Annotated in this window: 10 protein-coding genes and 3 tRNA genes; 6 read left to right on the top strand and 7 right to left on the bottom strand. The window is 72.7% G+C overall.

Features of this window, described 5'->3' with window-relative positions:
* Positions 1–32 precede the first annotated feature (32 nt).
* Positions 33–1,232 carry a YncE family protein gene (locus ACWD4U_RS09295; protein WP_363460782.1) on the bottom strand — a complete coding sequence of 400 codons (1,200 nt, stop codon included), beginning with the start codon at positions 1,230–1,232 and terminating at the stop codon, positions 33–35.
* Complete coding sequence (locus ACWD4U_RS09300) at positions 1,229–1,864, bottom strand: ankyrin repeat domain-containing protein (RefSeq protein WP_363460780.1); 636 nt, start codon at positions 1,862–1,864, stop codon at positions 1,229–1,231. The genes ACWD4U_RS09295 and ACWD4U_RS09300 overlap by 4 nt, the downstream gene beginning before the upstream one ends.
* 396 nt (positions 1,865–2,260) lie before the next feature.
* Between ACWD4U_RS09300 and ACWD4U_RS09305 the strand changes: the two genes are divergently transcribed.
* Positions 2,261–3,331 (top strand): hypothetical protein, encoded by a 1,071-nt coding sequence (locus tag ACWD4U_RS09305; protein WP_363460778.1) that lies wholly within the window; start codon positions 2,261–2,263, stop codon positions 3,329–3,331.
* A 199-nt stretch (positions 3,332–3,530) separates the two neighbouring features.
* Here the strand turns inward: ACWD4U_RS09305 and ACWD4U_RS09310 are convergent.
* Positions 3,531–3,604: transfer RNA gene (locus ACWD4U_RS09310), tRNA-Ile, on the bottom strand.
* Positions 3,605–3,859: 255 nt separating this feature from the next.
* On the opposite strand from ACWD4U_RS09310, the gene ACWD4U_RS09315 reads away from it, so the two are divergent.
* Together ACWD4U_RS09315 and ACWD4U_RS09320 are read left to right on the top strand one after the other, a co-directional pair.
* Positions 3,860–4,753, top strand: coding sequence for a trypsin-like serine peptidase (locus ACWD4U_RS09315; protein WP_363460776.1), 894 nt, complete (start codon positions 3,860–3,862; stop codon positions 4,751–4,753).
* 163 nt (positions 4,754–4,916) lie between these two features.
* A complete protein-coding gene (locus ACWD4U_RS09320; RefSeq protein ID WP_363460774.1) occupies positions 4,917–5,627 on the top strand; it encodes a trypsin-like serine peptidase in 711 nt (236 codons plus the stop codon).
* A gap of 137 nt (positions 5,628–5,764) precedes the next feature.
* Here the strand turns inward: ACWD4U_RS09320 and ACWD4U_RS09325 are convergent.
* A tRNA-Asn gene (locus ACWD4U_RS09325) sits at positions 5,765–5,837 on the bottom strand.
* A gap of 5 nt (positions 5,838–5,842) precedes the next feature.
* Positions 5,843–5,915 (bottom strand) — tRNA-Asn (locus ACWD4U_RS09330).
* 302 nt (positions 5,916–6,217) lie between these two features.
* On the opposite strand from ACWD4U_RS09330, the gene ACWD4U_RS09335 reads away from it, so the two are divergent.
* From ACWD4U_RS09335 to ACWD4U_RS09345, 3 genes are all read left to right on the top strand, one after another.
* Positions 6,218–6,511, top strand: coding sequence for a hypothetical protein (locus ACWD4U_RS09335; protein WP_363460772.1), 294 nt, complete (start codon positions 6,218–6,220; stop codon positions 6,509–6,511).
* 120 nt (positions 6,512–6,631) lie between these two features.
* Positions 6,632–8,068 carry an FGGY family carbohydrate kinase gene (locus ACWD4U_RS09340; protein WP_363460770.1) on the top strand — a complete coding sequence of 479 codons (1,437 nt, stop codon included), beginning with the start codon at positions 6,632–6,634 and terminating at the stop codon, positions 8,066–8,068.
* A gap of 143 nt (positions 8,069–8,211) precedes the next feature.
* Positions 8,212–9,621, top strand: a complete 1,410-nt coding sequence (locus tag ACWD4U_RS09345) for a glutamate decarboxylase (RefSeq protein ID WP_363460768.1) — start codon at positions 8,212–8,214, stop codon at positions 9,619–9,621.
* A 12-nt stretch (positions 9,622–9,633) separates the two neighbouring features.
* Here ACWD4U_RS09345 and ACWD4U_RS09350 read toward each other — a convergent pair whose 3' ends face one another.
* A complete protein-coding gene (locus ACWD4U_RS09350; protein WP_449787150.1) occupies positions 9,634–10,800 on the bottom strand; it encodes an RNA polymerase sigma factor in 1,167 nt (388 codons plus the stop codon).
* 285 nt (positions 10,801–11,085) lie between these two features.
* On the bottom strand, positions 11,086–12,987 hold the full coding sequence (gene dnaG / locus ACWD4U_RS09355; RefSeq protein ID WP_363460764.1) for a DNA primase: 1,902 nt from the start codon (positions 12,985–12,987) through the stop codon (positions 11,086–11,088).
* Positions 12,988–13,011 lie beyond the last annotated feature (24 nt).

Raw genomic sequence — 13,011 nt, forward strand, 5'->3', positions numbered from 1 at the left:
CCCGGTGGCCTGGAGCATGGCTATGCATGGCCTCAAAGCACGGCTATGCCCAGGGGTCGCTCGCCGGCCGGCAGGCGGCGGGTGGCGCCGGTGTCGAGGTCGAGGTCGACGATGGTCAGTCCGTTCCAGTAGCCCTCCCTGGTGAAGCCTCCGGTGACGTACGCGGTGTGCCCGTCCGGCGAGCTCGCCACGTTCTCGTGCGGGCCGTCGAGCGGGTATATCCGCTCGCGGCCGTCGGGTTGTCGGACCGTCAGGCTCGCCCCGGTGTCCACGTCCGGGTCGATGGCGCCGGTGCCGACCACCAGCAGTCGGCCGTCCGCGGTGAGGGTGGTGCCGTGCTGGTGGGTGTTGGCCGTCATCGGTTCGACGGTCACCTGGCCGGTGCGGGGGTCGACCGCCGCGAGCCGCTCGCCCTCGAAGGGCAGCAGCAGCCGGCCGTCGGCGGGTCTGACCGCCGCGTAGTGCGGCTTCAACCAGGAGCCGAGGCCGCCTGCGGTGCCGTACGGCGCGACCTCGATCCGCCGGGTGGCGAGGCTGTCAGTGCCGACCACCGTGACGTCGAAGGAGTCGTGGCCGGTCGCGTAGACCTCCCGTCCGTCGGGCGAGACGTCGACGTCGAACGGCCGCCGACCGACCGGCGCCGTACCGGTGACCTGGCCCGAGGCTGTGTCGATCACCTCCAACACCCCCGACTTCCGGGGCACGTTGACCCCGACGTACAGCCGGCTGCCGTCCGGGGACAGCGCCAGCCCCATGCCGCCGCCTCGGTACTCGCCGTCGCTCGGTGCGCCGACCGCCGTCCGGTACGCGATGACCTGACGCAGCTCCCGCGCCCGGGTGTCGACCACGGCGACCCCCTCGGCGGTGCTCACCCAGGCGCGGCCGTCCGCTCCGGCCACCACGCCGTACGGCGCGGTAACGACCCGGATCGACCCCGTGGCGCCGTGCTGCGGGTCGACGAAGGTCACGGTGTCCGCACCGAAGTCGGCCACCAGCAGGGAGCCGGGCGCCGGGACGGTCGTTGGCGCAGCCCGAGCGGCGGTACCAGTCGGGGTGGATGCACTGCTCGACGCAGACGTAGTGCCCGATGCGGAGCCGACGGTGGAGGCAGAACTGACGGCCTGTGAGGAGGAGGTGGCGGCGCAGCCGGCCAGTAGGGCGGCTGCCACCGGCAGGACTGCGACGATCAGCGGCGCGGTGCGGGTTCGGGTGCGGTCACGGCGTGCGGTCATCGGTTCCCTCCGTTCTCGGGTTCGATCCGGTGGCGGGCGATTGCCGCGCGGATCAGGGCGGCGAGGGCGTCGAACCCGCGCCGCTGGGCGTGTTGGAGCGGTGTGGTGCCGTCGGCGTCGGCGAGTTCAGGGTCGGCGCCCGCCGCGAGCAGCAAGCGGACCACCTCGGCGTGCGCGCGGCCGCCGTCGCCGAGGATCACGGCCTCCAGCAGGGCCGTCCAGCCCAGCCGGTTGACGTGGTCCACCTCGATGTCGGTCTCGCTCAGCACGGCGCGTACGTAGGCGACGTGTCCGCGCTCGGCGGCAGGTATCAGGCTGACTCCGCCGGACCGGTTGACGAGTCGGAGGTCGGGTCCGGCGGCCAGGAGTACGCGCATCATGGCCACGCTGCCGGTGACACCCGTGACCAGCCAGGGGCTGTCGGCACGGTCGTCCTGGGCGTCGGGGTCGGCGCCGGCGGCGACGAGGAGTTCGGCGAGCGCGACCCGGTCGGCGAGCGCGGCGAGCAGCAGTGCCGTCCGCCCACCGGCGTCGCGGGCCTCCGGGTTGGCACCGCCCGCGAGGGCGGCCCTGGCGGCACCCAGGTCTCCGGTCCGGGCGGCAGTGAGCAGGTGCTGGTCGAGTGCGGTCACGGTGGTCCTCCTCCTGAGGGTCGGCAGATGCAGCATGGAAAAGCCTCAGCGTCCGTTTGCAGGCAGTCGGGACCGATCCGCCGGACGTCTCCGCCGAACCGTTCTCACCCAATAATTGGCCCGAGCACGGCCTTGATTCGTCGGCGAACCGGCTAGTCCCTGCGCCCATTCCGGCTGACACAGGCATCAACCGATCGGTGGATACCGGCACGACGCACGGCCTTCGGAGGCACCCGGGGCAGCGCGGTAGGAGGCGCTGAGCAAGGGGCGTACGAGGCGGAACGTCCGGGCGAACTCCTCACGGAGGAACGCAAGTTGAGCCCGAGGCCTGCCTACCGTTCCGATAGCGCCCACCCTGCCCGGCCCGCCCCAGCCCCCCACCGGAGGTAGCTCCCCATGCACAGGACCCTCGCCCGGATCGCGGCCGCCTTCGCCAGCGCCGCCGTGCTCACCCTCGCCGCGGCCACCGCGGCTCCGGCCGACCCGGCCGTCACGCCGCCCGCCAACTCGGTGGTGGGCTTCAACACGCCGCAGAGCAAAGGCCTGTTCGACCAACTCGCGGCCGACTACAACGCCTACCTGGCCGGCCGCGGCGACACCACCTCGCCGCGGGTCTACCTATGGGACTCCTACGTCAGCGGCCCGCTGATCGTGGTGCCGAAGGTCGGCGGCCCGGCCATCACCCGCCCCAACGACGAGCAGCTCCAGAAGGCGTTGGAGTACAACTGGCACGACACCGTGGATTTCGTGGTCGCCACGCACGGCCGTGACGCCACCGCCTTCACCGACCACGATTTCATCCAGCTCGGCCGCTCCGCCGTCACCTGGGCCGCACCGACCACCGGTGCCAACGCGCCCGCCAACCTCACCACGGCCGACCTGATCGGCATCTACACCTGCACCAAGCAGACCTGGGACCAGATCACCGACATCCCCAACTACACCGGACCGTACCGGGTCCCGATCCACGCCTACCTGCCGCAGGTCGGCGCCGAGACCCGCGACCAGTTCCTGCTCGCGCTGGGCTCGTCCGGCGTCCCGCTGACTCCGGGCGGATGCGTCCAGGCCGCCACCCCCGCGCCCGACGAGGGCACCGACCCGGTCTTCCAGGACCCGAACGCGGTGGTGCCGTACAACGCGAGCCACTACGTCGCGCAGGTCTACAACGACCACGGCACCGCCGCCGACGCTCCCGGGCTGCTCTCGCTGCGCAACACCGACGGGTACCTGCCGGTCTCCGCGGCCCTGCACCAGGTGAACCCGGGCTTCGCGGCGACCCGCTACGGCATGCAGGTGGACGTGGTGGTGCGGCACAGCGACTGGACCTCCGGCCCGTTCAACCTGCCCGCGGTCTTCGGCCCCGGCACCACCGGCGGCTGGACCTGCGTCAACGCCACCGCCCGGGCGGACCTGATCAGTTGGGGTGTCGTCCCGGTCGCCTCCACGCTCTGCGGGAAGCCCGCCTGACACCCGGTCAAACCGCCCGCAGGAGTCCGACGTCGGAAATCCTGATCCCGCACATTCCCCAACGCGGGTGAACTTCGGCGCGCCTGGGCCTGCCCGGCCTGCCGGTGCTCTACAGTTTCCGTGGCGGCTCGGGGGTATCGCCTGGTCAGGGGGCTCACCGGAACGGGGCCACGAGCTGACGACCGGTCAGCGGCCGAGGTAGGGCGGGTGGGACTCGAACCCACGACCAAGGGATTATGAGTCCCCTGCTCTAACCGGCTGAGCTACCGCCCCCCGACTCGACCTGCCGGGTCGACGGGCGTCCCTGGCAGCAGCAGACGGCCCCTCGGGGCCGCCCCCGGCAGCATAGCCGGTCGATCACCCGTGATGCGCGTCAGGGGAGCATCCGGGTTCGCACCGTTCACCGTCGCGACCTGCCCGTTCGGGCCGCGCGCCGCAGGCCGAACGGGTTGTCCGGCGGTGGCGGACCGTCAGCCCGCGGGCGAAGCTTGATCGTCGGGTCGGCTCGATCGAGAGCGGGTGGCCGGAATGAAGCGGTCCGTGGGTGCGGTGTGGATGGCGGCGGCCGTACTGGCCGCGGCGGGCTGTGGCTCCGGAGCCGCGTCGTCCTCGGGATCCACCCCGTCGTCGGCGTCCGGAGCGACCGCCGGGTCGGCCTCGGCCCCGGCGCCGACCGGGAGTCTCGGCTCGGCGGCCGCCGCGCACGGCTGGAGTCGGGACCGGCTGACCGCGGCGATCGACAAGCACGCCGGCGTCACCCACACCGCCAAACCGACACCGCTGAACAGCCGGGTCGGCGCGGTCTTCACGCACGGCGCAGACGGCGACCACTTCTGCACCGCCAGCGTGGTCGACAGCCCCGGGGAGAACCTGATCGTGACGGCCGCGCACTGCCTGGTCGACCCGGGCCTCGGCCGCGACCGCACGGACGTGGTCTTCGTCCCCGGCTACCGCAGCGGCGACACCCCCGACGGGGTGTGGCCGATCGGTACGGTCACCGTCGACCCCAGCTGGCGCGACCACGGGAACCAGGACCTGGACGTCGCCTTCGCCACCGTGCAGCCGCAGAACGGGCAGCAGGTCCAGCAGGTGCTCGGCGCGAACAAACTCGGCACCAACCGGGGCTTCAGCCTGCCGGTGAAGGTCACCGGCTATCCGAGCAGCTCCGACGAGCCGATCACCTGCGCCAATCTGACCACCCAGCAGAGCGGCACCCAGCTGCGGATCGACTGCCCCGACTACACCGGCGGCACCAGCGGCAGCCCGTGGGTCACCGACCTCGACCCGACCACCCACACCGGGACCGTGGTCGGGGTGATCGGCGGCTACCAGCAGGGCGGCGACACCCCCGACACCTCGTACAGCAGCTACTTCGGCGACCGGGTGCAGGCGCTGTACCAGCAGGCGACGGGCGGCCAGTAGGCGGTTGCCGGGGGACGCCGGGCCCTGGTAGATCTTGGTCCGACTCCCGCCCGGGCCGCCCGGGCGCACGGCCCAGCGGAAGCGAGAGACGGCGATGGCCCGGCGACGGCGCACCTCCCCAAGGCGCGACGGGGCGCGGTTCGCGGCGCCGTTCGCTGCAACGGTGCTGGCCCTGGCATCGGCGCTGACCGGATGCGGTGCGGGCGGCCCGAGCGATGGCGGCCGGGCACTGCCGACCGCCGACGCCGCACCGGTCGACGCCGCCGGGAACCGGGTCGGCCCGCTGTTCCTCGGCAGCCCGGGCGGGCCCCGGATGTGCACCGCCAGCATCGTGGACAGCCCCGGCCGTGACCTGCTGGTCACCGCCGCCCACTGCGCCGCCCCGCAGGGCATCACCGAGGATGGCCTGGTGTTCGCCCCCGGCTACCGCAACCACCAGCAACCGTACGGGAGTTGGCCGATCGCGAAGATCACCGTCGACCCGCGCTGGGCGCCCGGCGAGGACGAGGACTACGACGTCGCGTTCCTCACCGTCGGCGAGGTGGACGGCCGCCGGATCCAGGACGTGCTCGGCGCCAACCAGTTGGCCACCGGCCTCGGCGTCGGGCTGCAGGTCGCCGTCACCGGCTACCCCAACGAGAAGGACGCGCCGATCACCTGCCAGTCCCGCACCACCTCGCAGAGCGCCACCCAGGAACGCTTCGACTGCGGCGGCTTCACCGACGGCACCAGCGGCAGCCCGTGGGTCACCGCGAAGGGGCAGCTGGTCGGCGTGATCGGCGGCTACGAGCAGGGCGGCAACACGCCCCAGATCTCCTACAGCGTGGCCTTCGACGACCGGGTCGCCGAGCTGTACCGGCAGGCCACCGGCTGACCGCGCGGGGCGGGGGCGGACCGGGCGGAGCAGCTCACGCGGGGCGGGGCGGACCGCGCGAGGCGGAAAACGCGAAAGCCCCTCGGTCTCGCCGAAGGGCTCCCGCTCTGTACTGATCACCGCAACTGCCGGTGAAGCTCCCCCAATTGGACTCGAACCAATAACCTGCCGATTAACAGTCGGCTGCTCTGCCAATTGAGCTATGGGGGACCGAGCTCCTCCAATTGGACTCGAACCAATAACCTGCCGATTAACAGTCGGCTGCTCTGCCAATTGAGCTATGGAGGATCGTGCTCCGCCTCGCTCACCCAGTCTCCGGACACAACCCGGGGTCTCGGTGCTCGCTGCGGGACATACATTAGCGCACTCAGGGGGGTGTTCCGCCAATCGCTTTCCCCCTCGGGCTCCCCCGCCCCACCCCGGCTGCCCGCCCGGCGCGCCCCGCGCGCGCCCGGCGGGGCGGACGGGGATGCTGGTGCACGGCGGCTCCGGCTGGCCCGGACCCGCCACCGGCAGGGCGGTTCACGGCCCGGCCGGACGGGTAGACGCGGCACACAATCGCGCAGCGCAACGAAGGGTGGAACCTGAGCATGTGGAAGGTGTCGTTGATCGTGGGCCTCGGAATCGGGTACGTCCTCGGTACCCGGGCCGGGCGCGAGCGGTACGAGCAGCTCGCCGAGGCCGCCAAGCAGCTGCGGGACAATCCGAAGGTGCAGGACGCGGCGGGCAAGGCCAAGCAGCAGGCGGGTGCGGTGGCCGGTCGGGCCGCCGGGGCGGTGGCGGACAAGGTCGGCGAGAAGCTGCCGAACTCGCTGACCGAGCGCGTCCCGTACTTCGCCCGGCACCAGGCGGAGGACGACGGCTGGGGCACCCTGCGGCCCTGAGCCGCCGAGGGGTGCCGGGCCGGAACGGAGGGTCGGCGGCCGGGTTGGTTCCGGTACCGACTGGGCAACACTTGCGACAGTCGGACCCGCCCGGGCCGCCGACTGCGGCATGATCTCGGCATGGCCATCGTCGCGGGCATCGACAGCTCCACCACTCGCACCCGGATCGTCGCGTGCGACGCCGACACCGGCGCCGTCCTGCGGCAGGGCCGGGCCCCGCATCCGCTGCCCGAGGGCGAGGACGCCAGAAGCACCGAGGTCGACCCGCAGAGCTGGTTGCACTCGCTGGGCGACGCCGCGGCCGGCGGCCTGCTGGAGGGCGTCCGGGCGATCGGCGTCTCCGCGCAGCAGCACGGGCTGATCGGCCTGGACGCGGGCGGGGTGCTCGTACGGCCGGCCCTGCTGTGGAACGACCCCCGCGCGGCCGGAGCCGCCGCCGCGCTGGTGGACGCGCTCGGCGGCGTCCAGCCCTGGGCCGAGGCGATCGGAGCGGTGCCCGGTCCCACGTACACCATCGCCAAGCTGCGCTGGCTGGCCGAGTTCGAGCCGGTGTCGGCGCAGCGGATCGCCGAGGTGCTGCTGCCCCACGACTGGCTGGTCTCGCAGCTGCTGGGCAGCCCGAAGCGGCGCACCACCGACCGCGGCGACGCGTCCGGCACCGGCTACTGGTCGCCGGTCACCGGCGAGTACCGGCAGGACCTGATCAAGCTGGCGCTCGGCCACGAGCTGCGGGTGCCGGACGTGCTCGGCCCGGCCGAGCCCGCCGGGCACACCCCCGAGGGCCTGCTGATCTCCGCCGGGACGGGCGAGAACATGGCCGCCTCGCTCGGCCTCGGACTGATCCCCGGCGACGCCGTGGTCTCGCTCGGCGGCAACGGCACGATCTTCGCGGTGCACGACCGGGCCGTGGTCGACCCGACCGGGCTGGTCTCCTCCTTCGCCGACGCCACCGGCCGCCACCTGCCGATGGTCGCCACCCTGAACGCCGCCCAGGTGCTGCGCTCCACCGCCGCCCTGCTCGGCACCGACCTGGAGGGCCTGTCCGAGCTGGCCCTGCAGTCCTCCCCCGGCTCGTACGGGCTGGTGCTGCTGCCCTACCTGGACGGCGAGCGCACCCCCAAGCTGCCGCAGGCGGCCGGCACCCTGACCGGGCTGCGGGCCGAGTCGATGGCGCCGCAGCACCTGGCGCGGGCCGCCGTCGAGGGGATGCTGTGCAACCTGGCGGAGGCGCTGGACGTGCTGCGCTCGCACGGCGTGACGGTGCGCCGGGTGTTCCTGCTCGGGACGGCCGGACGGCTGGGTGCGGTGCAGCAGATCGCGCCGCAGGTGTTCGGGCTGCCCGTGGTGGTCCCGCCGCCGGGCGACCACGCGGCGCGCGGCGCGGCCCGGCAGGCCGCCTGGGCGCTGGCCGGCACCACCGAGCCGCCGCAGTGGGAGCTGCCGGACGTCACCGTGCTCAGCCCCGACCAGGAGCACGACCTCGCGGTGGGCCGCGCGGTGCGCCAGCAGTTCGCGACGGTCCGCGAGCAGACCCACCCGGAGACCGCGGCCGGCTGACGGGTCCTCCGCCGGGCGGTGCGACACGACGCTCTGTTTGGGCGTGCGACACGACGCTCTGTCGGGTGTGCGACACGGCGGTTGAGGATGCGTCAGCTGGGGCCCGGTGGCACGGTGGGAACTCCACGACTGGAGGGACCGCCATGGCGTTGCACAAGGGGCAGGGGCACGAGGACGAACGTCGACTGCCGTTCAGCCCGCTGCACGTACTGACCGATCCGCTGGGCGCGATGCAGGTCGCACCGCCCCTGCACCGGATGCCCCGGGTGCCCATCCCGCCGTCCGTCGCCTACCAGTTGATCCACGACGAGCTGATGCTGGACGGAAACGCCAAGCTCAACCTGGCCACCTTCGTGACCACGTCGATGGACGAGTACGCGGACCGGCTGATGGGCGAGTGCCGCGACAAGAACATGATCGACAAGGACGAGTACCCGCAGACCGCAGAGCTGGAGCGGCGCTGCGTGGCGATCCTCGCCGACCTGTGGCACGCGCCCGACCCCGCGGCCGCGGTGGGCTGTTCGACGACCGGGTCGAGCGAGGCGTGCATGCTGGCCGGGATGGCGCTGAAGCGGCGCTGGATGCGGCGCAACGCCGACCGGTACGCGACCGGGGCCCGGCCGAACCTGGTGATGGGCGTCAACGTCCAGGTCTGCTGGGAGAAGTTCTGCAACTTCTGGGAGGTCGAGGCGCGGCTGGTGCCGATGGAGGGCGAGCGCTTCCACCTCACCGCCGAGGAGGCGGTGGCGCACTGCGACGAGAACACCATCGGCGTGGTCGGCATCCTCGGCTCCACCTTCGACGGCTCGTACGAGCCGATCGCGGAGATCTGCGCGGCCCTGGACGACTACCAGCGGCGCACCGGCCTGGACATCCCGGTGCACGTGGACGGCGCCTCCGGCGGCATGGTCGCTCCGTTCCTGGACCCGAAGCTGGTCTGGGACTTCCGGCTGCCCCGGGTGGCGTCGATCAACACCAGCGGTCACAAGTACGGCCTGGTCTACCCCGGCGTCGGCTGGGCGCTCTGGCGGGACGCCGAGGCGCTGCCCGACGAGCTGGTGTTCCGGGTCAACTACCTGGGCGGCGAGATGCCGACCTTCGCGCTCAACTTCTCCCGGCCGGGCGCGGAGGTGGTCGCCCAGTACTACAGCTTCCTGCGGCTCGGGCACGCCGGGTACAACGCCGTGCAGCAGGCCTCCCGGGACGTCGCCGTGTACCTCGCCGGGCAGATCGCCGGGCTCGGACCGTTCCGGCTGATCACCAAGGGCGACCAGCTGCCGGTGTTCGCCTTCACCACCGCGGAGGGCACCGTCTTCGACGTCTTCGACGTCTCCCGGCGGCTGCGCGAGCGCGGCTGGCAGGTGCCCGCGTACACCTTCCCGGAGGGGCGGACCGATCTGGCGGTCCTGCGGGTGGTGTGCCGCAACGGGTTCACCCGGGACCTGGCGGACATGCTGCTGGGCGACCTCCGGCGGCTGCTGCCCGAGCTGGAGAGCCAGCCCGCGCCGCTCAGCCAGCTAGGGGTTCCGGCCAAGAGCGGGTTCCACCACTAGGGTGACGGGCCGTCAGTCGAGGTAGCCGCGCAGTTGCTCGGCGAAGGCGTGGTCGCGGAGCTTGCCGAGCGTCTTGGCCTCGATCTGACGGATCCGCTCCCGGGTGACGCCGAACAGCTGGCCGATCTCCTCCAGGGTGCGGGGGCGGCCGTCGTCCAGGCCGTAGCGGAGCTGGACCACCTGACGTTCACGTTCGCCGAGGGTGGCCAGCACCGCGTCCAGGTGCTCGCGTAGCAGCAGGAAGGCTGCGCTCTCCGCCGGGGACGCGGCGTCGGCGTCCTCGATCAGGTCGCCGAGGGCGACGTCCTCCTCCTCGCCGATCGGGGTGTGCAGCGAGACCGGCTCCTGGGCGAGGCGGAGGATCTCCCGGATCCGCTCCGGCGAGAGTTCCAGCGCCGCGCCGATGTCGGCGGCGGTCGGCTCGGCACCGCGTTCCTGGAGCAGGGCGCGCTGCACCCGCAGCACCCGGTTGATCAGCTCGACCACGTGCACCGGGACCCGGATGGTGCGGGCCTGGTCGGCCAGGGCGCGGCTCATCGCCTGGCGGATCCACCAGGTGGCGTAGGTGGAGAACTTGTAGCCGCGGGCGTAGTCGAACTTCTCCACCGCCCGGATCAGCCCGAGGTTGCCCTCCTGGACCAGGTCGAGCAGGGTCAGGCCGCGGCCGACGTAGCGCTTGGCCACCGAGACCACCAGGCGCAGGTTGGCCTCGATCAGGCGGCGCTTGGCGATCCGGCCGAGGACGACCAGGTGGTCGAGGTCGTCGGTGAGCCGGTTGTCCGCGTCGGGGATCCGGTCGAGCGCCTCCTCCGCGAACAGGCCGGCCTCGATCTGGCGGGCGAGCTCCACCTCTTCGACGGCGGTGAGCAGGCGGACCCGGCCTATCTCACGCAGGTACTGGCGCAGCAGGTCGGCGGCCGGGCCGGTGCCCTCGTCCAGGGCGGCTTCCGGGGGTTCGTCGGCGAGCTCCTCCGGCGGGGCGCCCTCCTCCGGGGCGGGGAGCTCGTCGGTCGTGGGGAGCCCGTCGGGGGTGGTGGGCTCGGCTGCGTCAGTGAGGTCGGCCTCGGCGGTGAGATCGTCGGAGGCGAGTGCCTCGTTGTCGGGCGGGCCTGGCTGGGCCGGGATCGCGGCGTCCCGCGCGGGGGTGGTCTGGGGCGGGCGGGCAACGGACAGCTCCATGGGCAATCCCTCCAGGGGCCGCGCGCGGCCTGGGGGTTGCCGCGCCACACGGTGGTGGGATACCCAGCGCGGCGCGCCGGAGCACCTTCGGGAGGCATTGAGGTGTCCAGATGGCACCCGGCGGGCAAACGGGTGCCGCGAGACGGGCGGTGACGGTCACTCAGGCGGCGCTCGGAGCCGGGCCGGTGGCAATCCGCGGTGCGAACTTCAGCGCAGCGCCCTCGCGCGGCGGAGCTCCGTGCGGCGCGGGGGTGTCAGAGCGCGCGGTGTCAGAGCGCGGCGGTTTCAGAGCGCGGCGGAGCCGCGGGAGCGGAGCTGCTGGCCGTACTGCTGCAGGGCCCAGAGTTCACTCTGCACCGGGTGCAGTTCCTCGGCGGTGGCGCGGTCGCCGAGGCGGCGCAGGTGGGCGCGGACCTCCTCGACCCGGCGATCCACGGCCTGCAGACGGAGCTTGACCAGGAACTCCCCCGCGTACAGCTCGTCGACCTTGCGGCGGGTGCGGATCGGTTCCACGGTCAGTTCGGTGACCAGGCCGCGGACCTGGTCGTCCGGGCTGGCCTCGCGGACGGTGGCGGTGAAGTCGGGCAGGCTCGCGCCGTACGCGGTGCCGCCGGCCTGGCCGATGGCGCGGCGGACGGCCTGGTACGGCGGGGTGGGGAACTCGTCGTCGCCGTACTGGTCGAAGGCGGGGCTGACCATCTCGGGGTACTGGAGGGCGAGCTTGAGCAGCTCGCGCTCGACGAACTGGGCCGGGTCGCGCGGGTTGAGCCGGAACGCGGGGCGCTCGGGCCGGGGAGCGGGCGCCGGCTCGGCGCGACGCAGGGGGCGCTGGCCGCTCTGCTGGTTCTCCCGCTGCCAGCGCGCGAGTTGGGAGATCCGGCGGACCACGAACTGCTCGTCGAGGATGCCGACCATCCCGGCCAGCTGGACGGCGTACTCGTGCTGGATCGAGCGGTCCTTGATCTTCACGATGATCCCGGCCGCCTCCTCCAGGGCGGCGGCGCGGCCCTCGGCGGTGTCCACCCGGTGCCGGGCGACCGCCGAGCGGAGGGCGAACTCGAACAGCGGGACGGGGTTCTCGACCAGTTCGCGGACGGCGTCGTCGCCCTTGGCGAGACGCAGGTCGCACGGGTCCATGCCGCCGGGGGTGATGGCGATCGAGGTGCGGGCGGCGAACTTCTGGTCGTCCTCGAAGGCCCGCAGCGCGGCCTTCTGCCCGGCGGTGTCGCCGTCGAAGGTGAAGACCGTCTCGCCGCGGTAGGTGGAGGTGTCCATCAGCAGCCGGCGAATGATCTTGATGTGGTCCTCGCCGAAGGCGGTGCCGCAGGTGGCCACCGCCGTGGTGACACCGGCCAGGTGACAGGCCATCACGTCGGTGTAGCCCTCGACCACCACCGCGCGGCCGGTCTTGGCGATCTCCTTGCGGGCCAGGTCGATGCCGTAGAGGACGTTGGACTTCTTGTAGATCGGCGTCTCGGGGGTGTTCAGGTACTTCGGACCGTTGTCGTCCTCGCGCAGCCGCCGGGCACCGAAGCCGACCACGTCGCCCGAGCTGTCCCGGATCGGCCAGACCAGCCGGCCGCGGAAGCGGTCGATCAGGCCGCCGCGCTGGCCCTGCGAGGCCAGGCCGCCGACCGAGAGCTCCTTGTCGCTGAAGCCGCGGCCGCGCAGGAAGCGGACCAGGTGCTCCCAGCCCGCCGGGGCGTAGCCGACGCCGAAGTGCTTGGCGGCCTCCTCGTCGAAGCCGCGCTCGGCGAGGAAGCGGCGGCCGATCTCCGCCTCCGGGCTCGCCAGTTGCTCCTGGAACCAGGCGGCGGCGACCTTGTGCGCCTCGACCAGCCGGGTCCGCTCGCCCTGCTGGTGGCGCGGGGAGTAGCCGCCCTCCTCGTAGCGCAGGGTGACGTTCGCCTGGGCGGCCATCCGCTCGACCGCCTCCGCGAACGAGCAGTGCTCGATCTTCATCAGGAAGGTGATCGTGTCGCCACTCTCACCGCAGCCGAAGCAGTGGAAGACGCCCTTGCCGGGGTGCACGTAGAAGGAGGCGGACTTCTCATCGTGGAACGGGCAGACGCCCTTCAGCTGCGCACCGCCGCCGTTCGCGAGCTGCACGTAGTCGCCGACCACGGCGTCGATCGGCAGAGCGGCACGCACCGCCTGCACATCTTCGTCCCTGATCCGACCGGCCACCGGGAAAGTCTACGGGAGCGGGCC

It is taken from the genome of Kitasatospora sp. NPDC002522, from assembly GCF_053595195.1.

What these genes read in the sequence shown, in the direction of transcription:
- ACWD4U_RS09295 (WP_363460782.1), bottom strand. Translation starts at nt 1,232, where the DNA reads ATGACCGCACGCCGTGACCGCACCCGAACCCGCACCGCGCCGCTGATC.
- ACWD4U_RS09305 (WP_363460778.1), top strand. Translation starts at nt 2,261, where the DNA reads ATGCACAGGACCCTCGCCCGGATCGCGGCCGCCTTCGCCAGCGCCGCC.
- ACWD4U_RS09315 (WP_363460776.1), top strand. Translation starts at nt 3,860, where the DNA reads ATGAAGCGGTCCGTGGGTGCGGTGTGGATGGCGGCGGCCGTACTGGCC.
- ACWD4U_RS09335 (WP_363460772.1), top strand. Translation starts at nt 6,218, where the DNA reads ATGTGGAAGGTGTCGTTGATCGTGGGCCTCGGAATCGGGTACGTCCTC.
- ACWD4U_RS09340 (WP_363460770.1), top strand. Translation starts at nt 6,632, where the DNA reads ATGGCCATCGTCGCGGGCATCGACAGCTCCACCACTCGCACCCGGATC.
- ACWD4U_RS09345 (WP_363460768.1), top strand. Translation starts at nt 8,212, where the DNA reads ATGGCGTTGCACAAGGGGCAGGGGCACGAGGACGAACGTCGACTGCCG.
- ACWD4U_RS09350 (WP_449787150.1), bottom strand. Translation starts at nt 10,800, where the DNA reads ATGGAGCTGTCCGTTGCCCGCCCGCCCCAGACCACCCCCGCGCGGGAC.